Origin of the sequence: Variovorax paradoxus, from assembly GCF_030811855.1 — a bacterium.
In the GTDB taxonomy this organism is placed as follows: domain Bacteria; phylum Pseudomonadota; class Gammaproteobacteria; order Burkholderiales; family Burkholderiaceae_C; genus Variovorax; species Variovorax paradoxus_L.
This window is the reverse complement of sequence record NZ_JAUSRN010000009.1, coordinates 150724-169759: the sequence shown is the minus strand read 5'-3', so window position 1 is coordinate 169759 and position 19036 is coordinate 150724. Positions and strand designations below refer to the sequence as shown.

Genomic DNA, 19036 nt, shown 5'->3' with positions numbered 1-19036 from the left:
GGAAGGCGCGGCCATCAAGGCGCGACAGGATTGGCCGGCGTGCCGAGGCTGCCGGGCGGAATCGTCGCGACGGGGGCCATACCGGTAATGCCTGACGTTCCGGATACCGGGACCGTAACCCCGATCGCCGCCGTGGTGACTGGCGCGGCGCCGCCCGGGGGCGCGTACCCGGCTTTCCCTGCATTGGGGTCGTGCAGCACCACGCTCTTGCCCACGCCGACGCCGGTGCCGATGGGTCCAACACCGACGCCCACACCCACGCCGACCGAGCCCGCCACCACGCCGCCGTTATTGACCGCCACGCCCGCGCCGAGCGGGCCCCAGCCCGTGTTGAGCCCGACGGAAAAATTGCCGTCCTTGGTCGCGCCCAGTCCGAGCGAGAGCCCGGGCACCAGCGGAATGCCAATGTGATAGTGCGAACAGCCGCCCACCAGGAACAACAGCGGCACCGCCACGGCGGCGGCCGTCGCCCGACTGGTGCGCGGCCGGGGATTCACACCAGCAGCGCGTTCACGCGCCTCACGTAGGCCGCGGGGTCGGCCGGCAGGCCGCCTTCGGCCAACAGCGCCTGATCGAACAGGATGTTGGCAAGGTCGTCGAAATGCGCCGAGCCTTCGAGCTTCTTCACCAGCGCGTGCTCGGCGTTCACTTCGAGCACCGGCTTGAGGTCGGGCGCGGGCTGGCCGGCCTGCTTGAGCATGCGCGCGAGCTGCGTGCTCATGCCGCCGTCCTGCACCACCAGGCAGGCGGGCGAATCGACCAGGCGCGTGGTCACGCGCACGTCCTCGGCCTTGTCCTTGAGGGCTTCCTTGAGTTTTTCGAGCAGCGGCTTGAACGATTCGGCGGCCTCTTCGGCGGCCTTCTTCTCGGCCTCGTCCTGAAGCTTGCCGAGATCGACCGCACCCTTGGCCACGCTTTGCAGCGGGGTGCCGTCGAACTCGGTGAGGTAGTTGAGCGCCCACTCGTCGACCCGGTCGGTCATGAGCAGCACCTCGATGCCCTTCTTCTTGAAGACCTCGAGCTGCGGACTGTTCTTGGCCGCGGCGAGCGTGTCGGCCGTGATGTAGTAGATCGCGTCCTGGCCTTCCTTCATGCGCGCCTTGTAGTCGGCAAAGCTCACGCTCACCGTATCGCTCGTGGTGGAGGCAAAGCGCAGCAGCTTGGCGATGCGGTCGCGATTGGTGAAGTCTTCGCCCAAGCCTTCCTTCAGCACGGCGCCAAACTCGGCGTAGAACTTGGCGTACTTGCCCGATTCGTCGGCGTACTCGGCCGCCGCTTCGGCAGCCGGCATGGCTTTCTTGTCGACCACGTCGGTGACGTCGGCCGCAATCTCGGTCGGATCGGGCGCGGGCACCGATTCCCCGGAGCCGACGTCGATCTTGCCTTCGGCGCTTTCGGGCGCGGTCTTCTGCTTCTTCGCCAGATCTTCGAGCATGGAGAGCACGCGCTTGGTGCTGCCCTCGCGGATGGCCTTGACGTCGCGGCTTTCTTGCAGCAGCTCGCGGCTCACGTTGAGCGGCAGGTCGGAGGAGTCGATCACGCCCTTCACGAAGCGCAGGTAGCTCGGCAGCAGGGCTTCGGCGTCGTCCATGATGAAGACGCGCTTGACGTAGAGCTTGACGCCCGCGCTCTTCTCACGGTTCCACAGGTCGAACGGGGCCTTCGAGGGGATGTAGAGCAGCTGCGTGTACTCGGTGCTGCCTTCCACGCGGTTGTGGCTCCAGGCGAGCGGCGCCTCGTAGTCGTGGCTGATGGTCTTGTAGAACTCTTCGTACTGCTCGGGCGTGATGTCTTTCTTGTTGCGGCTCCACAGGGCGTTGGCCTTGTTGACCGTTTCCCATTCGCCGGTCTTGACCATGTCGCCGGGCTGGTCGTTCTCGCCTTCCTTCCACTCCTCTTTTTCCATGAGGATGGGCAGCGAAATGTGGTCGGAATACTTGCCGACGATCTGCTTGAGCTTCCAGGCGTTGAGGTATTCGTCGGCGTCGTCGCGCAGGTGCAGCGTGATGCTGGTGCCGCGCTCGGCGCGCGTGATGTCGGCCACTTCGAAGTCGCCGGCACCGCCGCTCACCCATCGCACGCCCTGCTCCGGCGATAGGCCCGCGCGGCGCGATTCGACCGTGATCTTGTCGGCCACGATGAAGCCGGAGTAGAAGCCCACGCCAAACTGGCCGATGAGCTGCGCGTCGGCTTTCTGGTCGCCGCTGAGCTTGCTCATGAAGTCCTTGGTACCACTTTTTGCGATGGTGCCGAGGTGGTCGATGGCTTCCTGGCGCGACAGGCCGATGCCCTTGTCGGTGATGGTGATGGTGCGCGCAGCCTTGTCGAAGGAAAGGCGCACGTCCAGGTTGGGTTGGTCTTCGTACAGCGCGGGGTGGTCGATGGCCTCGAAGCGCAGCTTGTCGCAGGCGTCCGAAGCGTTCGAGATCAGCTCGCGCAGGAAGATTTCCTTGTTGGAATACAGCGCATGCGTGACGAGGTGCAGCAGTTGCGCGACTTCAGCCTGGAAAGGGAGTTTCGTGTTGGAGGAATCAGCCATGGGAAAGAAGAAATATCGAACGGAAAAATTCTAAGCCGGGCGGCCGCCTGAGGCTCGTCTGGCTTATCAACTCTGCGAGTTGGGGCTTGCGGCGCAAAAAACAATAGCCGCCGAAAGTGCGCTATCTCGGTTGCGATTCGACTTCGCGGGTCCAGCGGTCGATCAGCCGCTTGCGCTCGGCGGCCTTGCCGTATTTCTCGAAGTCGTACTTGATGAGCTTCACGTCGTTCATCGACGGAATGCGCGGGTCGGGCTTGAAGGTCTTGTTGGCCGGCGACTGCAGGCTGCCCGCCTGCCCGCCGATGGCCTGGCCGGCCGGGCTCATGAGCCAGTCGTAGTAGCGTTTGGCATTCTCCTTGTTGCGCGCACCCTTGACCAGCGCGATGCCGCCCACCTCGTAACCGGTGCCTTCGCACGGCGCGGCCGTCTTCACCGGAAATTTGTCGTACCGCCAGCGCTCGAAGCCGAAGATGAAGCTCACGCCGATCGCCACCTCGCCCTTGGCCACGTTGGGCGCCTGCGCCTGGCCGCTGCGGGTGTAGCTGGTCACGTTGCGGTGCAGCTTCTTCAAATAGTCGAAGGCCGCCTCCTCGCCCATCTGCTGCACCAGCCCGGCAATGATGGTGTAGGCGGTGCCGCTGGTGGCGGGGTGCGAGATCTCGATCTCGCCCCGGTACTCGGGCTTGACCAGGTCGGCCCAGCACTTGGGCTCGGGCAGCTTCTTTTTCTTGAGCACGTCGGTGTTGAAGCCGAAGCCGATGGCACTGGTGTAGAAGCCGCCCACCATGTTCTGCGACATGGCGTACTGGCGCACCGCCCAGTCGTGCAGGTCGTTGATGTAGGCCGGGCGGTAGGGCTCCAGCAGGCCCTGCTCGGCGGCCTGAAGGAACGGGTCTCCGGTGCCGCCCCACCAGATGTCGGTCTTGGGATTGGCGGCCTCGGCGCGCAGTTGGGCACCGATCTCCCCTGTGCCCTTGTGCGCCTGCTGCACCTTGATGCCTGTTTCCCGCGTGAAGGCCGCCGCGGCCGCCTCGCACCAGCCGGCGTCGGTGCTGCAGAGCGCATTCACGGTGCCCTGTGCCGCCGCGCCCGCGGAAAAGAAAAACGCCATGGCGCCCGCGCATGCGGCAAAAAAGGCCGCGGCATTCCTGGTGGCAATGAAGGGGCGCATGCGTTCTTCTCCTGCAGATGGTTTTATTGGAAAGGCCGAGCCCGCAGGATAGCGGGCAAAACTCTGTTCAGCGCGCCGCCAGCAGCGGCGGCAGGTGCTCGGCCAGCCAGTCGACCACCACCCGCGTCTTGTGGGGCAGGTAGCGGCTCCGGGAGCGGATGACGTTGAGTTCGAAGCCGAAGGGGCGCGGCTCGTCGAACACGCGCACCAGCGTGCCGGTGGCCATCGCATCGGCCGCGAGCCAGGCGGGCAGGCGCGCCAGGCCCATGCCGCCGACAGCGGCTTCGAGCAGCACCTCGGCACTGTCGCAGCGCAGACGCGAAGGCGGCACCACCTCGACAAGTCGTCCCTCGGCGTCGTGGAAGCGCCAGGATGAGACCTGCCCGTCGCGGGCATAGAGCACCGCCTCGTGCGCCGAAGCGGCGAGCTCGGCGACGTCGGCGGGGCGCCCGTGCTTCGCCAGGTACGCAGGGGCGGCGCACAGCACCATCCATTGCGTGCCGACCGGCCGCGCCACCAAGTCGGCGGTGTCGGGCAGCTCGCCGCTTCGAATGGCGAGGTCGAGGCCCTCTTCGGCCAGGTCCACGCGCCGGTCGTTGAAAGAAAGCTCCAGCGAAAGCCCGGGGTGCCGGCGCGCCAGCGCGAGCAGCAGCGGCCCTACCTTCAGCCGCCCGAGCATCGCCGGCATGCTGAGGCGCACCAGCCCGGCGGCGGTGCTGCGTGCGGCGTCGGTCATGGCTTCGGCCGCATCGAGCTCGGCCAGCGCGCGCCGGCAGCGCTCGTAGTAGCCGTGGCCTTCCTCCGTGAGGCTCTGGCTGCGGGTAGTGCGCAAGAAAAGCCGCGTGCCCAGCCGCGCCTCGAGCCGCGCAATGCTCTTGGCCACCGCCGATCGCGTGACGTGCAGCCGCTGCGCGGCAAGCGCAAAGCTGCCGGCTTCGGCGGCCGCGACGAACTCTTCGATGCCTTGTAGACGTTGGCTCATTGGATATTTTCAGGCGCCATCAAGTTGAAAATTATCCACCACTGGATAGAACTCGTCACCAATAGCATGAAGGCTCCCTTGTTTTCCTCGAAGGAGTCTTTTTCATGCAGGAACCTCGAACGCTTCGCCGCTGGCAACTTTTTTCCTTCGGCCGCGAGCACCTCGAACAGGTCGAACAGCCGCTCCCCGCGCCCGGTCCGGGACAGATCCTCGTGCGGGTGGGCGCGGTGTCGCTCAACTACCGCGACTTGCTGATGGTCCGCGACGGCATGGGCATGGCGTTCGACTTGCCCTTCACGCCGGGCTCCGACATGGCCGGCACCGTGGCGGCGGTGGGTCCCGGCGTGCAGCGCTTCGCCACTGGCGACCGTGTAGTCAACACTTTCTGGGGCGGCTGGATCGACGGACAGTGGCCAACCGGGGCCGTGCTGGCGGGCGGGCCCGGCCCGGGCATGCTGGCCTCGCACGTGCTGCTCGATGCGGCCTGGGCCGTGGCGGCACCGGCTACGCTGGACTTCGCCGAAGCGAGCACGCTTCCGTGCGCCGGCCTCACCGCGTGGTTTGCGCTGGCCGAAACCGGCGCGCTGCGGCCTGGACAGACCGTGCTGATCCACGGCACCGGCGGCGTGGCGCTGTTCGGCCTGCAACTGGCGCGGTTGCATGGCGCGCGCGCCATCGTCATTTCTGGCAGCGAAGACAAGCGCGCGCAAACCCTTGCGCTTGGCGCCAGCCACGTGCTGATGCGAAATGGCGACTGGCCGGCTGAAGTGCGCCGGCTCACCGGAGGCCGCGGCGCCGACCACGTGCTCGAACTCGCGAGCGGGCCGAATCTGGATCGTTCGCTACAGGCCACGGCGCAAGGCGGCCGCGTGTCGATCATCGGCATGCTCGGCGGCGAGACGCTGAGTGCGTCCTTCTATGCGATGGTGCTCGGCCGCGTCACGGTGCAGGGCATCGGCGTGGGCCATCGGCGTGCGCTCGAAGACCTGGTGCGCGCCATCGACGCCAATGCGCTCAAGCCCGTGATCGCGGCGCGCTACGCATTCGAAGCGCTGCCTGAAGCGCTCGACCACCTTGCGCGCGGTGCGTTCGGCAAGATCGTCGTCACCCTCTGACGAGGCCTCTTGGCTCCTCGCATTGCCGGCTTGGAAAGCAAAAGCCCGCCGATATGTGAACAGGTTCCGTTCGCCGCCACAACCTGCGTGGCGCATGCGTGTTCCGTTCCTAGAATCCGCCCGCGCTATGGCCGGGGAGGCCTTGGCGCTTTTCTCAATTCAAGGGTGGAACAGCATGGAACACAGCATTTACAAGAAGTGGGCGGCCGAGTTCATAGGCACTTTCTGGCTCACGCTGGGCGGCTGCGGAAGCGCCGTGCTCGCGGCGGTCTTTCCAGGGAGCCTGGGAATCGGCTTCCTGGGGGTATCCCTGGCATTCGGCCTCACGGTGGTGACGGGAGCCTATGCGCTCGGGCCCATCTCGGGCGGCCACTTCAATCCGGCCGTATCGATCGGCCTTGCGGCCGCGGGGCGCTTCAAGGCCTCGCAGCTCGCGGGTTACATCGTTGCGCAGGTGCTGGGCGCCATTGCCGCGGCCGGCGTGCTCTTCCTGATCGCCACCGGCAAGCCCGGCGCCGACATCGGCGGCTTTGCCACCAACGGCTATGGCGAACACTCGCCCGGCAAGTACGGCATGACCGCCGCGCTGGTGTGCGAGGCGGTGATGACCGCGGTGTTCCTGATCGTGATCCTCGGCTCGACCGCCCGGCGCGCGGCCGGCGGCTTCGCGGGCCTCGCGATCGGCCTGTGCCTCACGTTGATCCACCTGGTCTCGATTCCGGTGACCAACACTTCGGTCAACCCGGCGCGCAGCACCGGGCCGGCGCTGTTCGGCCCGTCTTATGCCATGTCGGAACTTTGGCTCTTCTGGGCCGCGCCCATCGCCGGCGCGATCATCGGCGCGGTGATCTACCGCTTGCTGCTCAGCAACAGCAACGACGACTGAACTCGCCGAACTCCGATCAGCTGCCGCTGGCCGACTGCACGAGAGGCAGCGAGGTCGATTGCCCGATCGATTCGGTCCCCGTGGCGTGCGATGCCGCATAGGCGCCGGCCTGCACATCGGACACCGGAATGGTCGAGTTCATGGCCGGCGCGCTGGTCGACTGGCCGATGGACTCGGTGCCGCTGGGCCGTGCGGCGGCCATCGCGCCCGCTTGCACCTCGGGGTTTTCGGGCGAATTCATCTGCAACGGGTGGTAGTCCGAACCGTCCATCGTTTCGGCCGACGCATGGACGGCGCCGAGCGCCGCGAATGCGGCAAAGGAACCAAGGGCAAGAAGCTTGAAGGAAGTGCGCATGGTGTGTGCTCCTGAATGTCGGTGGTCGTTCGGCCTCGTGCCGTCGCGCGAACTGCGCGTGGCAGGGCCTGAACGCACTCTAGGCAGCCGGACTGAGCGCTCCATGAGCAATAAATTAGAGCGGCATGAGCGGCGCGCCGGGCGAAGGCAGGTGCACCCGCGCCATCAGCCCCGGCCCGCCTCCATCCTCTTCACTCCGGTTGCGCAGCTCGATGCGCAAGCCATGCCGTTCGGCAGCCGTGCGCGCAATGGCAAGCCCCAGCCCGCTGCCGCCCACCGGAGCGCCGGGCACGCGAAAAAAGCGGTCGAACACGCGGCTTATCGATGAGGCCGGAATTCCGGGTCCGTTGTCGAGCACGTCGACCATCGCATGGCCCTCGACCTCGTGCAGCCGCACGTCGACCACGCCGCCTTCGGGCGCATAGCGCAGCGCGTTGTCGATGAGGTTGTCGAACACGCTGCGCAGCTCGGCTGGCGGCGCCAGCACCACCGGCGCAATGCGGCCTTCGAAGCCGATGTCGACGTGGCGCGCGTCGGCCAGCACCATCAGCTGGCTCACGCTCTCGCGCAACAGCGTTTCGATGTCGACCGGCTCGCGCGGCGTGGCGCGGCTCGGTGCATCCTGGCGCGAGAGGCTCAGCAGTTGCTCGATCAGGTGCTGCGCCCGCGTGACGCCGGCCTCGAGCTGGTTGAAGCGCTCGGTGGCTTCGCCCGCGGGCACGTGCGCGCGCAGGTTCTCGATCTGCAGGCCGATGGCAGCCATGGGCGTGCGCAGCTCGTGCGCCGCGTCCTGCACGAAGCGGCGCTGGGTGGCGAAAGCATTGCGCACGCGCGAGAGCAGGTGGTTGAACGCGTGGACCAGCGGCGCGATCTCGTCGGGCACCCGCGCCAATGAAAGATCGGTGGGGCTGCGCTCGTCCTGCGAGGCCACGTCGCGCGCGACGACCCGGAGCGAGCGCGATGCCGCCGACACGATGAGCCACAGAATCAACAACGCCAGAGGCAGCAGCAGCGCGATGGGCAGGCCTTCGAGCAGTGCGCGGCGCAATGTGCGGCGCCGGCGGTAGTCCTCGTTCTGCAAGACCTGCACGCGCGGCTGGTCGGCGCGCGGGCCAGGTTCCGCAGTGAACACGCGCCAGCGCGAATGCGGGTGCACGCCGGTGCTCGCATCGCTGAAACCCGGCTCCGGATGCAGCGGCACGGCGGCCAGCGGCGGCCAGGAACTCGCGCGCAGCGTGCGGCCGTCGGCGCTCCATAGCTGGACCACGAAGGCGCCGCGCAGCAAGGCGGCATCGGCGTCGAGCGGGCGCGGCGTGCGGGGCGGATCGCCGCCGGCATAGGAATCGGCCACTAGACGCATCTGCTCGTCGAGGGCGTTGTGGACCAGATCGCCATAGGCCACGAAAGTGAACCATGCCGTGATCGCCGCTGCGACCAGGTGCAGCGTGACCAGCCAGAACAGCAGCTGCGTGCGCAGCGAGCGCGGGCGCCACCAGCGGCCGCCGCCCGAAGCCGTCATGCTGCCACGCGCCATCCCAGTCCGCGCACGTTTCGAATCGATTCCGCGCCGAGCTTGCGGCGCATGCCGTGGATCAGCACGTCGATGGCGTTGCTGGTCACTTCCTCGCCCCAGCCATAGATGCGGTTCTCGAGTTGCTCGCGCGAGAGGATGGCGCCGGGCCGCTCGAGCAGGGCGTGCAGCAATGCAAACTCGCGCGCCGTGAGCGCCTCGCGCGCGCCGCCGGTCACTACCTCGCGCGTGGTCAGGTCCAGCTGCAGCGTGCTGCCGCCAATCAGCGAATGCGCGGCACCGTCGCGCCGGCGCACCACGGCCCGCATTCGCGCAAGCAGCTCGCGAAATTCGAAGGGCTTGCGCAGGTAGTCGTCGGCGCCCAAGTCGAGGCTGTGGATGCGATCGTCGAGTCCGTCGCGCGCGGTGAGCACCAGCACCGGCGTGGCATCGCCGCGTTCGCGCGCGCGGCGCAGCACCTCGGTGCCGTCTTGCCGCGGCAAGCCCAGGTCGAGCAGCATGCAGGTGTAGTCGCCATCGGCGAGCGCGCTTTGCGCCAGCTCGCCGTCGCGCACCCAGTCGGCCGACCAGCCCGCGCCTTCGAGCGCCTGCTTGAGGCTGCGCCCGATCATCTCGTCATCTTCCACCAGCAGCACACGCATCGCGTCGACTCCTTGGGCCGCAAGGTAGCACGCAATCGGGATGATCGGTAGTGGCCCTGCGCCGTGGCGCAGCGTAGACACGAAGTCTTAGGCGGGGCTTAGGCGCCGTGCAGGCAAAAGGGTCAGGATATGCGGACGTCGTGCCGTTCGCCCTCGCCATCCGCGGCGAAGGCCAGCAGGCGCATGGCCTCTTGCTGCACGCCGAGCCGGTCGGCTTGGGACCACCGCGCGAAGGGCTCCAGCACCACCGTGGCCGCGTTCTTCGCCCGCTCGATCTTCCAGGTGCCGGCGACGAAACCGTCGAGCAGCACCGTGCCGCGCACGATGCCGTTGACGGTGAACACACGGCCACGATGCGCCTCGCTCATCACGCGGCTGCGGTCGGCATGCGAGAGCAGCAGGTTGTCCCATTCGGCGACGAGACGCGGCGGCGCGGGCGCGTCGGGACCGGGGCGCGGCGCGCGCGGCAGGTCGAACAGCTCCTGGCCCTGCTCGCCGGCAAACACGCGCAGCCGCGGCCGGAGGCGCTCGGCAACGCCCTTCCAGCCCGTGAGGCCCGACCACGCACCGACATCGGCGAGCGTCGCGGGGCCGAAGGCCCCCAGGTAGCGCAGCAGCAGGTCGTCCTGCGTGGCCGCCGCAACTTCGGCAGCGGATTCGCCGAGCCACTGTCCGATGGGCTGCAGCCGTGCGCTCTGGTGCGAGTTCCAGCTGCCCGCAGGCGGCAGGTGCACCAGCGGCACGTTATTGCGGATGAGTGCGGCGAGCGAGGCGGGCTGGCGGTCTTTCCAGAGCGCCGCGAGTGCCTGCCCGAGCTCGGAACCGGTGAGCGGGCTTTCGCGCAGCAACGCCCGCCCCGCCTTCACCACAGCCGCACGGTCGATGCCTTCGAGAGCCCGCGCGTGCTCACCCGCGAGGCCGCGCTGATGCACGGGTTCGAGCAGCGGCCGCCAGGCCAGGGCATCCGATGCAGCCATCAGGTGCAGGGTCGCACGCATCGTCGACATGCGCACGATGCGGCGCTTCTTCAGGGCCTCGGTCAATTGCTCGCGGCGAAAGCCTTCGAGCCGGCTCCAGAGGGCGAAATATGGCGGGTTCGGCGCCTGTGCCTGCAGCCCCGCCAGCTTCTCGATGGCCTGCGTGACCGTCGCCTTGCGCCGCTCCAGCAGCATCTGCCGCGCCAGCGTGGCCCGGTTCAGCGCGCGCTGGCTCAGCACCACGTGCATCGGCAAGAACTCAGAACTTCTCGTGCGGACCGAGGTAGCGCCACTGCCCGAGCGGCAGGTTGCCGAGCATCACCTTGCCGATGCGCACGCGCTTCAGGCCCACCACTTTCAGCCCGACCAGCTCGCACATGCGGCGGATCTGGCGCTTCTTGCCCTCGGTGAGCACGAAGCGCAGCTGCTCGGGGTTCTGCCATTCGACCCGCGCCGGCTTGAGCGGCTGGCCATCCAGGCTGAGGCCGTGTCGCAGCCTGGCGAGCATCGCGGGCGGGAAGACCGCTTGCACATTGGTGGTGACGGGATCGTCGTCGTCCATCCGCACCAGCTGCCCTGTAGGCGCTGGCTGGCCCAGGCCGTGATACGCAACGCGCACCAGATACTCTTTCTCCATCACCGAGTCTTCACCGATCAGCTGGCGCGCGATGCGGCCGTCCTGCGTCATCACGAGAAGGCCGATGGAATCGATGTCGAGCCGGCCGCATGGCGCGAGGCCGCGCAGTTGCTGGGGGTTGAAGAAGAAGCGTGTGTTGTCGTCCGCCCAGCGGTTCTGCGGCGTGAACAGCGAGACTGCCGGCTCATGGCCGTCTTCGGCTTGCGCGCTCACGTAGCCCATGGGCTTGTTGATCAGGATGGTGACCTGGTTCGCCTGCTGGCCCTTGGCGGCCTTGTCGACCTCGATACGGTCGGACGGCGTGACCTTCACGCCCATTTCGGCCGGCTTGCCGTTCACCTTCACCCAGCCGTTGGCAATCCAGTCGTCGGCCTCGCGGCGCGAGCAGATGCCGAGCTCGGCCATGCGTTTGTTGAGGCGGATCGGTGCGGTGGCGTCGTCGGTCATGCGGGTGCGCGGTCGGTTGGGGGCAGGTCACGCCCGGTGGAGCGGTGCGCAGCGGCATTTTCGTCCATTGCAGCTGTCTCCGGAATGTGTCGCATTGCATGGGGATAATGCGCGCCAATGGCCCGCCGACGGCCCGGACCCGAATGACCAAAATCCTGATCCTCAGTGTGAGCGCCGGCAACGGCCACGTGCGCGCAGCGCAAGCCCTCGAAGCCGCCGTGCAATCGGCCCCGCCGCACACGGCCGTCCACATGGACGCCATGGCGCACGTGGCCGGCGGTTTCCGCAAGGTCTACACCGACTGGTACATCCAGCTCGTGAACCGCGCGCCGGAGCTGTGGTCGTACCTGCACCAGCGCGCCGACGCCACGCCGCACCATGCGCCTTCGCAGCGCCTGCGCCGCGGCATCGAGCGGCTGAGCACCGGCGCCCTGTTGCGCGAAATTCGCCGCGAGAAGCCCGACGCGGTGGTCTGCACGCACTTTCTGCCGGCCGAGCTGCTGATGCGCGAGCGCAATGGCGGCCGCATCGACTATCCGGTGTGGCTGCAGATCACCGATTACGACCTGCACAACATGTGGGTCGTGCCAGGCATGGCAGGCTACCTGGCCGCGACGGACGAAGTGGCCTTCCGTCTGCGCGCGCGCGGCGTTCCCCCGGAACGCATCCACGTGACGGGCATCCCGGTGATGCCGGCTTTCTCGGACCCCGATGTGCCTGCGCTATCCCACGATGCCTGCGCCACGGAGCTCGGCCTCGATCCTTCGCGCCCCGTGCTGCTGATGGCATCTGGAGGCGCGGGCGTCGGCGACCTCGCGAGCATGGTCGAGCGCGTGCTCCTGCTCGGCGGCGACAGCGGCCTGCAGGTGATTGCCGTGGCCGGCCGCAATGCGGAGACGCACCAGAAGCTCCAGGCCCTCGCCGCGCGCCACCCGGGCCGCGTGGTGGCCATCGGCTTCACCAACGAGATGCACAAGCTGATGGCCGCGGCCGACCTGGTGGTCACCAAGCCCGGCGGACTCACGGTGTCGGAATGCGTGGCGCTCGGCAAGCCGATGCTGCTGATCTCGCCGATTCCGGGCCAGGAAGAGCACAACGCCGGCTTCCTGATGGAAGAAGGCGCGGCCTGGCTCGCCTACGACACCATCGGCCTCGACTACAAGGTGGCGCGCCTGATGGCCGACCCCGCCAAGCTGGCCGACATGGCCCGGCGCAGCCGCGCACTGGGCAAGCCGCGCGCCGCGGCCGCGGTGCTGCGCCACGTGCTGGGCGACAAGGAATGAACGGCACCGCCGAGAAGACCAGCGTGGCCCGCACGCTCGGCTACCTGGCCTGGGTGGTGGTGATGGCCTTCTTCTTTGCCAACGCCGAGATCCAGATCGAAGGCGGCGCCGGCTGGGCCACGTCACTGCCCACCTGGCGCATCGAAAACAGCATCTGGCTCGACCTCTTCTGGGGCGGGCGCGCCATGACCGGCTACCACGCCTGGGTGTTCACCTTCATGGTGCTGGTGTTCCTTGCGCCGCTGGCCTTCAACGGCCGATGGACGCTGCGCGACCTGGGTTTGGCGGTGGCAGGCCTGATCGTGTTCTGGGTCTGCGAAGACTTTTTGTGGTTCATCATCAACCCGGCCTTCGGCTGGCCACGGTTCAATGCGGTGGATGCCTTCTGGCACAAACACTGGATCTGGGGCGCACCGGTCGACTACTGGGGCGGCCTTGCCGTCGCCCTGCTCATACTGTTGCGGCGGCACTGGCCCCGCTCGACCTCATGACAACCACTCCACGCCCCTCGCACTGGGCAGACCCGCTGGACGAACTGCAGGTCGAGAATCTGCACCGCATCACGCCCACGCTGTACCGCAGCGCGCAGCCGCGCATCGCGAACGTGCCGGCGCTCAAGTCGCTCGGCATCCGCACCATCGTGAGCCTGCGTTCCTTCAACGACGACAAGAAGGTGTTCGCGGGCCACGACATTCGCCTGGTGCGCGTGCCGATCAACACCTGGTCGATCGATGACGCCAAGGTGCTGCGCGCGCTGATGGCGATACGCGAAGCCGAGAAGCAGGGCCCGGTGCTGATCCACTGCATGCACGGCGCCGACCGCACCGGCGTGATCGCGGCGGTCTACCGCATGGCGGTGCAGGGGTGGGACAAGGACAGCGCACGGCAGGAGATGTTCCGCGGCGGCTACGGCTATCACACGCTGTGGCGCAATATTCCGCGCTACATCGACCGGCTCGATCCGGAGAAGATGCGCCGTGCGCTGGCCCATGCGCCGGTGATTCCCATGGTGTCCTGAAGGCGCCTGCAGCTTTCGCACGCCGCTCCTATACTGGCCGCCCCGTGGCCCTGGGCCACCTTCGAACGGACCTTTTTCAAGGTCGCAAGGGGCTCATCCATGGCACTCCAACTCCGCTCCCTCATCCGCGCGAACGGCGAACTCGAACTCTCGCTGCACGACGAACCGGTGCCCGAACCGCAGGCGCATGAAGTGGTGATCCGCGTCGAGGCATCGCCGATGAATCCGTCGGACCTGGGGCTGCTGTTCGGCGCGGCTGACATGAGCACCGCCAAGGTTTCCGGCACATCCGATCGGCCGGTTGTGACGGCCACGGTGCCCGAGCGCGGCATGCCCGCGATGGCCGGACGGCTGGATCAGTCGCTGCCGGTTGGCAATGAAGGTGCGGGAGTGGTGGTGAAGGCGGGCTCGTCGCCAGCCGCGCAGGCGCTGCTCGGAAAAACGGTGGCCGCGATCGGCGGCGCGATGTACTCGCAGTACCGCGCGGTGGCAGCGGCCCAGTGCCTGGAGCTGCCCGCGGGCACGGCGCCGGCCGAAGGCGCATCCTGCTTCGTCAACCCGCTCACGTCGCTGGGCATGGTCGAGACCATGCGGCGTGAAGGCCACAAGGCGCTGGTGCACACGGCCGCCGCCTCCAACCTGGGCCAGATGCTCAACAAGATCTGCCAGAAGGACGGCATCGACCTGGTCAACATCGTGCGCAAGCCGGAGCAGGAGGCGCTGCTGCGCGGCATCGGCGCGAAGCATGTGTGCAGCACCAGCTCTCCCACGTTTCTCGAAGACCTGACGCAGGCCCTGGTCGAGACGGGCGCCACGCTGGCCTTCGACGCCACGGGCGGCGGCAAGCTCGCGGGCCAGATTCTCGGCTGCATGGAAGCCGCGCTGAACCGCACCGCCAAGGAATACAGCCGCTACGGCTCGACCACGCACAAGCAGGTGTACATCTACGGCGGTCTCGACCGCTCGCCGACGGAGTTCGTGCGCAACTTCGGCATGGCGTGGGGCATGGGCGGGTGGCTGCTGTTTCCGTTCCTGCAGAAGCTCGGGGACGAAGGTGCACAGCGTTTGCGGGCGCGGGTCGTGGCTGAATTGAAGACCACGTTTGCGAGCCACTACACGCGAGAGGTTTCGTTGTTCGAGGCGCTGCAGCTGGATGCGATTGGGGTGTATGGGAAGCAGGCGACGGGGGAGAAGTTCTTGTTGAATCCGAACAAAGGTGTGGGGGGCTGATTGCTTTCGGGTGGGTGGCGGCGTAGATGCCGCTGCCCTCACCCTAACCCTCTCCCAGAGTGAGAGGGAACAAGACGGAGCGGTGAGGCATCGGGTATTGCTCCCTCTCACTCTGGGAGAGGGCTGGGGTGAGGGCTCTGTGCCCACGATGAGGCGCGCCCTCAAAAACCTAAACCACCAACCGATACCCCACCGCAGTCTCCGTCAGCAAATACCGCGGCTGCGCCGGATCCGCTTCCAGCTTCTGCCTCAAATGCCCCATGTAGATGCGCAAATAGTGGCTCTGGTCCGTGTGCGACGGACCCCACACCTCGCGCAGCAGCTGTCGCTGCGTGAGCACGCGGCCGGCGTTGGCAACCAACACTGACAGCAGCCGGTACTCGGTCGGCGTCAGGTGCACCTCGGCGCCGGCGCGGCGAACGATGCGCGCGGCGCGGTCGAGTTCGACTTCGCCGAAACGGAACAGCGGATCCGCAGGTTCGTCGCCGCCGCCGGCCGCGCGCGGGCGGCGCAGGTTGGCGCGCACGCGCGCCAGCAGCTCGCCGGTGCCAAAGGGCTTGGTCAGGTAGTCGTCGGCGCCCGCATCGAGCGCGGCGATCTTGTCGGCTTCGTCGCTGCGCGCCGAAAGCACGATGATGGGCACGGCCGACCACCCCCGCACATCGCGGATCAGCGACACACCGTCGCCGTCGGGCAGGCCGAGGTCGAGCACCAGCAGGTCGGGCTGCCGCGTGCCGGCCGCAGCCAACCCATCGCGCAGCGTACCGGCCTCATGCACCAGCCAGCCCTCGGCTTCGAGTGCGCCACGCACAAAACGGCGAATCTGCGGCTCGTCCTCGATCACGATGGCGGTGGGGGATGGCATGGTTTCAGAGTTGTGCTTCGGCCGGTTCCGGCGGCTCGCGGCGCGGCAATGTGACAGTGAATTCTGCACCGCCGCCCTCTGCATTGGCTGCCGCAATCTCGCCGCCATGTGCGCTCACCACGGCGCGGCAGATGGCAAGGCCGAGCCCCACGCCCGGTGTGGCCGATTCGGTCTCGCCGCGGGTGAACTTGTCGAACAGCTTCTGCTCGCGGCCGAGCAGCGCAGCGGGCAGGCCGGGGCCATGGTCGCGCACCGTGAGCACCAGCGTGCCGCGCTCGGCCCGTGCGCCGACGACGATCGGCGGCGCGCCGTACTTGGCGGCGTTCTCCAGCAGGTTGACCAGCACGCGCTCGATCAGCACCGCATCGAATTCGACCAGCGGAAGATCCGCGTCGAGCGCGGTTTGCACGATGGTGTTGCCCAGCGAGGTGCGCGCCGCGCGTATGGCCGAGCCCACCACTTCCTCGACCGATTGCCAGTCGCGCCGCAGATTCACCGCGCCGCCCGCAATGCCGCTTTCGAGCCGGGCCATGTCGAGCAGGTTGTTGACCAGTGCGTGCAGTTCATGCGCTTGCGCGACGATGGCGCGCGCCGCTTCGGCATGCGCCTCGGACGGCAGGGTCTGCAGCGATTCGGCCAGGGCGATCAACGCGGTGAGCGGCGTGCGCACGTCGTGCGAGATGGCGCCGAGCAGCGCGTTGCGCAATCGCTCCGATTCCATCTCGACCACGGCCCGTTGTGCCACCTCGACATAGTGCACGCGCTCGAGCGCAATCGCGATCTGCCGGGCCAGCGTGTCGAGTTGCTGCGCCTGCTCGGGAATCAGCAGCCAGCGCGGCTGCGACGGTGAGAGCGCGAGCACGCCGCGCACGCGCATGGGCGCCTGCAGCGGCACGTAATGCCAGGGCTGGGCTGCGAGCGTGGCGGTGGCAAGGCCGGCGGGCTGGCCATGGCGGAAGGCCCAGTCAGCCACCTGCGCATCGAAACCCTCTGGCGGGCTCCCGGGCAGCACGAGCTGGTCGGCCGCGTCGGTGACCAGCACCAGCGCATGGCCGCCAAAGTGGCCCTGCACCGCGGCTGCGCCCAGCGCGACGACCTGCGTGCTCTCCAGCGCCGCCGAGAGTTCGCGCGTAAGTTCGAACAGCGAGCGTGCCCGCCGCTCGCGGCTGGTAGACACGCCGGCCGCAAAGCGCAGGCCCGCCATGAGCTGGCCCACCAGCAGGCCCACGCCCAGCATGATCGCAAAGGTCAGCACGTACTGCACGTCGCTCACCGCGAACGACAGGCGCGGCGGCACGAAGAAATAGTCGAACGCCGCCACGTTGAGCAAAGCGGCGAGCGCCGAAGGTCCGCGGCCGAAGCGCATGGCCACGCCGACCACGCCCAACATGAAAAGCATCACGATGTTGGACAGCTCCAGCACATGGGCCAGGGGCGCGCACACCAGCGTGAGCGCAACGCTGATGGCCGTCGCCCACGCGTAGCCCGGCCAATGAACGGGCGCCTTCTCGTGATCGCCCTCGTCGGCACGCATGCCATTAATGGCTGCGCGCGCGAGGCGCCGCGAACTGTCGGCATGGCCCACTTCCAGGATGTCGAGCGCGGGCGCGCGTTGCGCCAGCGCCCGCGACAGCGGCGTCGGCGTGGCGGGCCACCAGCGGCGCCATTCCTCCCAGGGCACCGAGCGTCCCAGCACCAGCGTCGCGCAGTTGAGCCGCCGCGCCTCTTCGGCCAACTGCTCGGCCACGTCGGAACCCGTGAGCACCGCGGTGGCGGCGCCCAGTTCCTCCGCGAGCTTGAGCACCGCGAGGATGCGGTCGCGCTCCTGCGCGGCAAGCCGTTGCAGCCGCGGTGTCTCGACATAGGCTGCATGCCAGCGAACGTTGAGCTGGCCCGCCAGCCGCGCCGCGGTGCGCACCGTTTGGGCGGCGCCCTCGTGCGGGCCGACGCACGCGAGGATCGCGCCCGAGGTGTTCCAGGCCTGCAGCGCGCCGCCCTCGCCGTTGCCGGCCGCGCCCGATTGCTCGACACGCCAACCGCGCACGTCGTCTTCCACATGCTCGGCGGTGCGGCGCAATGCAATTTCGCGCAGCGCGATCAGGTTGCCCTTGCGGAAGAAGTTCTGCGCGGCACGCTCGGCCTGCTGGGGCAGATACACCTTGCCAGCCGCAAGCCGGGCCGTGAGCTCGTCGGGCGTGACGTCGACCAGCACCACCTCGTCGGCTTCGTCGAGCACGGTGTCGGGCACGGTCTCGTGCACCCGCACGCCGGTGATGGCCCCTACCGTGCCGTTGAGGCTTTCGAGGTGCTGCACATTGAGCGCGGACCAGACCTCGATGCCCGCGGACAGCAGCTCCTGCACATCCTGCCAGCGCTTGGCATGGCGCGATCCGGGCGCGTTGGTGTGGGCCAACTCGTCGACCAGCAGCACGGCGGGCTTGCGGGCCAGGGCGGCGTCGAGATCGAACTCGGCCAGCCTCCGGCCACGGTAGTCCACCTCGCGCATCGGCAACGCGTTGAGCCCCGCAAGCAGCGCTGCGGTTTCGCTGCGGCCGTGCGTTTCGGCCACGCCGACCAGCACGTCGCGCCCAGCCGCGTGCTCGCGCTGCGCAGCGCTGAGCATGGCCCAGGTCTTTCCCACGCCCGCGCTGGCACCGAAATAAATGCGCAGCTTGCCGCGCAATGAGCGTGCCGCATCGCTGCGCAGTTGCGCAAGAAGGGCGTCGGGATCGGGGCGGGCGTCGAGCATGGCGGTGGCTGCGCAGGTTAGCGCATCGGCCCGCTCCCATCGAGCGCGAGATTCAGCGCCAGCACATTGACGCGCGGCTCGCCCAGCAAGCCCCAGAGCGGCGCCTGCGAGTGGCTGGCGACCAGCGCATTCACCTGTCCGACCGGCACGCCGCGCACGCGCGCCACACGCGCCGCCTGGTAGCGCGCGGCGGCGGGGCTGATGTCGGGATCGAGTCCGCTGGCTGAGGCCGTGACCAGATCGACCGGCACCGGCGCAGTGTTGCCCGGGTCGGCGGCGCGCAGTGCTTCGACCCGCGCCTTGACAGCATCCACGAGCGCCGGATTGAGCGGGCCGAGGTTCGAGCCGCCCGAAGCGCTCGCGTTGTAGGGCTGCGGCGCGGTGGCCGATGGCCGGCCCCAGAAGTGCTTCGGATCGCTGAAGTTCTGGCCGATGAGCTTCGAGCCGACGGTGTTGCCGCCTTGCACGATCAAGCTGCCGGCCGCCTGCGACGGAAACAACGCCTTGGCGGCGCCGGTGACGGCCATCGGATAGATCAAACCGGTGAGCGCGCTCAGCAGCGCAAAGAGCACGAGCGCGGGACGAAAGTTGTTGTTCATGATGAAGCGCT

At 68.0% G+C, this 19036-nt stretch carries 18 protein-coding genes; 6 read left to right on the top strand and 12 right to left on the bottom strand.

What is annotated here, in order from left to right; genetic code table 11:
* Positions 1-14: 14 nt before the first annotated feature.
* The 4 genes from J2X92_RS18150 to J2X92_RS18135 all read right to left on the bottom strand — a co-directional run bounded on the left by J2X92_RS18150 (position 15) and on the right by J2X92_RS18135 (position 4692).
* Complete coding sequence (locus J2X92_RS18150; protein WP_307577396.1) at positions 15-497, bottom strand: hypothetical protein; 483 nt, start codon at positions 495-497, stop codon at positions 15-17.
* On the bottom strand, positions 494-2539 hold the full coding sequence (gene htpG / locus J2X92_RS18145; RefSeq protein ID WP_307577394.1) for a molecular chaperone HtpG: 2046 nt from the start codon (positions 2537-2539) through the stop codon (positions 494-496). The genes J2X92_RS18150 and htpG overlap by 4 nt, the downstream gene beginning before the upstream one ends.
* A gap of 121 nt (positions 2540-2660) precedes the next feature.
* Entirely contained in the window at positions 2661-3710 is a 1050-nt protein-coding gene (locus J2X92_RS18140) for an ABC transporter substrate-binding protein (protein ID WP_307577392.1), read from the bottom strand.
* A gap of 67 nt (positions 3711-3777) precedes the next feature.
* Positions 3778-4692, bottom strand: coding sequence for a LysR family transcriptional regulator (locus tag J2X92_RS18135; protein ID WP_307577390.1), 915 nt, complete (start codon positions 4690-4692; stop codon positions 3778-3780).
* Between the two features lie 104 nt (positions 4693-4796).
* On the opposite strand from J2X92_RS18135, the gene J2X92_RS18130 reads away from it, so the two are divergent.
* Both J2X92_RS18130 and aqpZ read left to right on the top strand, forming a co-directional pair.
* Positions 4797-5807, top strand: a complete 1011-nt coding sequence (locus J2X92_RS18130; protein WP_307577388.1) for a zinc-dependent alcohol dehydrogenase family protein — start codon at positions 4797-4799, stop codon at positions 5805-5807.
* Between the two features lie 175 nt (positions 5808-5982).
* On the top strand, positions 5983-6693 hold the full coding sequence (gene aqpZ, locus J2X92_RS18125; RefSeq protein ID WP_307577386.1) for an aquaporin Z: 711 nt from the start codon (positions 5983-5985) through the stop codon (positions 6691-6693).
* 16 nt (positions 6694-6709) lie between these two features.
* Here the strand turns inward: aqpZ and J2X92_RS18120 are convergent, their stop codons facing one another.
* From J2X92_RS18120 to J2X92_RS18100, 5 genes are all read right to left on the bottom strand, one after another.
* Positions 6710-7048, bottom strand: coding sequence for a hypothetical protein (locus J2X92_RS18120; protein WP_307577384.1), 339 nt, complete (start codon positions 7046-7048; stop codon positions 6710-6712).
* A 115-nt stretch (positions 7049-7163) separates the two neighbouring features.
* Positions 7164-8567: a sensor histidine kinase gene (locus tag J2X92_RS18115; RefSeq protein ID WP_307577382.1), complete on the bottom strand. Its 1404-nt coding sequence runs from the start codon at positions 8565-8567 to the stop codon at positions 7164-7166.
* The gene (locus J2X92_RS18110; RefSeq protein ID WP_307577381.1) at positions 8564-9220 is read right to left on the bottom strand and encodes a response regulator; all 657 of its coding nucleotides are present in this window, start codon (positions 9218-9220) and stop codon (positions 8564-8566) included. The genes J2X92_RS18115 and J2X92_RS18110 overlap by 4 nt, the downstream gene beginning before the upstream one ends.
* Positions 9221-9342: 122 nt before the next feature.
* Positions 9343-10446: a winged helix DNA-binding domain-containing protein gene (locus J2X92_RS18105; protein WP_307577379.1), complete on the bottom strand. Its 1104-nt coding sequence runs from the start codon at positions 10444-10446 to the stop codon at positions 9343-9345.
* A 10-nt stretch (positions 10447-10456) separates the two neighbouring features.
* Positions 10457-11281: a pseudouridine synthase gene (locus tag J2X92_RS18100; protein ID WP_307577377.1), complete on the bottom strand. Its 825-nt coding sequence runs from the start codon at positions 11279-11281 to the stop codon at positions 10457-10459.
* A gap of 143 nt (positions 11282-11424) precedes the next feature.
* Here J2X92_RS18100 and J2X92_RS18095 point away from each other — a divergent pair, with 143 nt between their 5' ends.
* The 4 genes from J2X92_RS18095 (at position 11425) to J2X92_RS18080 (ending at position 14812) form a co-directional block, all read left to right on the top strand.
* Positions 11425-12564: an MGDG synthase family glycosyltransferase gene (locus tag J2X92_RS18095; RefSeq protein ID WP_307577376.1), complete on the top strand. Its 1140-nt coding sequence runs from the start codon at positions 11425-11427 to the stop codon at positions 12562-12564.
* Entirely contained in the window at positions 12561-13055 is a 495-nt protein-coding gene (locus J2X92_RS18090) for a hypothetical protein (protein ID WP_307577374.1), read from the top strand. The genes J2X92_RS18095 and J2X92_RS18090 overlap by 4 nt, the downstream gene beginning before the upstream one ends.
* Positions 13052-13582, top strand: a complete 531-nt coding sequence (locus tag J2X92_RS18085; protein ID WP_307577372.1) for a phosphatase domain-containing protein — start codon at positions 13052-13054, stop codon at positions 13580-13582. The genes J2X92_RS18090 and J2X92_RS18085 overlap by 4 nt, the downstream gene beginning before the upstream one ends.
* A 99-nt stretch (positions 13583-13681) precedes the next feature.
* A complete protein-coding gene (locus J2X92_RS18080) occupies positions 13682-14812 on the top strand; it encodes a zinc-binding dehydrogenase (protein WP_307577370.1) in 1131 nt (376 codons plus the stop codon).
* A gap of 169 nt (positions 14813-14981) precedes the next feature.
* Here J2X92_RS18080 and kdpE read toward each other — a convergent pair whose 3' ends face one another.
* From kdpE to kdpC, 3 genes are read right to left on the bottom strand one after another with little or no spacing between them, the layout of a single operon-like run.
* Positions 14982-15677, bottom strand: coding sequence for a two-component system response regulator KdpE (kdpE, locus tag J2X92_RS18075; protein WP_307577368.1), 696 nt, complete (start codon positions 15675-15677; stop codon positions 14982-14984).
* Positions 15678-15681: 4 nt separating this feature from the next.
* Positions 15682-18426 (bottom strand): DUF4118 domain-containing protein, encoded by a 2745-nt coding sequence (locus tag J2X92_RS18070; RefSeq protein ID WP_307577366.1) that lies wholly within the window; start codon positions 18424-18426, stop codon positions 15682-15684.
* A 17-nt stretch (positions 18427-18443) separates the two neighbouring features.
* Positions 18444-19025 carry a potassium-transporting ATPase subunit KdpC gene (gene kdpC, locus J2X92_RS18065; protein WP_307577364.1) on the bottom strand — a complete coding sequence of 194 codons (582 nt, stop codon included), beginning with the start codon at positions 19023-19025 and terminating at the stop codon, positions 18444-18446.
* Between the last annotated feature and the right edge of the window lie 11 nt (positions 19026-19036).

Bases quoted from the DNA above. Each gene is read 5' to 3' on its own strand.
- J2X92_RS18080 (WP_307577370.1), top strand. From the start codon at position 13,682: ATGGCACTCCAACTCCGCTCCCTCATCCGCGCGAACGGCGAACTCGAA.
- kdpE (WP_307577368.1), bottom strand. From the start codon at position 15,677: ATGCCATCCCCCACCGCCATCGTGATCGAGGACGAGCCGCAGATTCGC.
- J2X92_RS18140 (WP_307577392.1), bottom strand. From the start codon at position 3,710: ATGCGCCCCTTCATTGCCACCAGGAATGCCGCGGCCTTTTTTGCCGCA.
- J2X92_RS18130 (WP_307577388.1), top strand. From the start codon at position 4,797: ATGCAGGAACCTCGAACGCTTCGCCGCTGGCAACTTTTTTCCTTCGGC.
- J2X92_RS18100 (WP_307577377.1), bottom strand. From the start codon at position 11,281: ATGACCGACGACGCCACCGCACCGATCCGCCTCAACAAACGCATGGCC.
- J2X92_RS18085 (WP_307577372.1), top strand. From the start codon at position 13,052: ATGACAACCACTCCACGCCCCTCGCACTGGGCAGACCCGCTGGACGAA.
- htpG (WP_307577394.1), bottom strand. From the start codon at position 2,539: ATGGCTGATTCCTCCAACACGAAACTCCCTTTCCAGGCTGAAGTCGCG.
- J2X92_RS18120 (WP_307577384.1), bottom strand. From the start codon at position 7,048: ATGCGCACTTCCTTCAAGCTTCTTGCCCTTGGTTCCTTTGCCGCATTC.
- kdpC (WP_307577364.1), bottom strand. From the start codon at position 19,025: ATGAACAACAACTTTCGTCCCGCGCTCGTGCTCTTTGCGCTGCTGAGC.
- J2X92_RS18105 (WP_307577379.1), bottom strand. From the start codon at position 10,446: ATGCACGTGGTGCTGAGCCAGCGCGCGCTGAACCGGGCCACGCTGGCG.
- J2X92_RS18070 (WP_307577366.1), bottom strand. From the start codon at position 18,426: ATGCTCGACGCCCGCCCCGATCCCGACGCCCTTCTTGCGCAACTGCGC.
- J2X92_RS18095 (WP_307577376.1), top strand. From the start codon at position 11,425: ATGACCAAAATCCTGATCCTCAGTGTGAGCGCCGGCAACGGCCACGTG.
- J2X92_RS18115 (WP_307577382.1), bottom strand. From the start codon at position 8,567: ATGACGGCTTCGGGCGGCGGCCGCTGGTGGCGCCCGCGCTCGCTGCGC.
- J2X92_RS18135 (WP_307577390.1), bottom strand. From the start codon at position 4,692: ATGAGCCAACGTCTACAAGGCATCGAAGAGTTCGTCGCGGCCGCCGAA.
- aqpZ (WP_307577386.1), top strand. From the start codon at position 5,983: ATGGAACACAGCATTTACAAGAAGTGGGCGGCCGAGTTCATAGGCACT.
- J2X92_RS18090 (WP_307577374.1), top strand. From the start codon at position 12,561: ATGAACGGCACCGCCGAGAAGACCAGCGTGGCCCGCACGCTCGGCTAC.
- J2X92_RS18110 (WP_307577381.1), bottom strand. From the start codon at position 9,220: ATGCGTGTGCTGCTGGTGGAAGATGACGAGATGATCGGGCGCAGCCTC.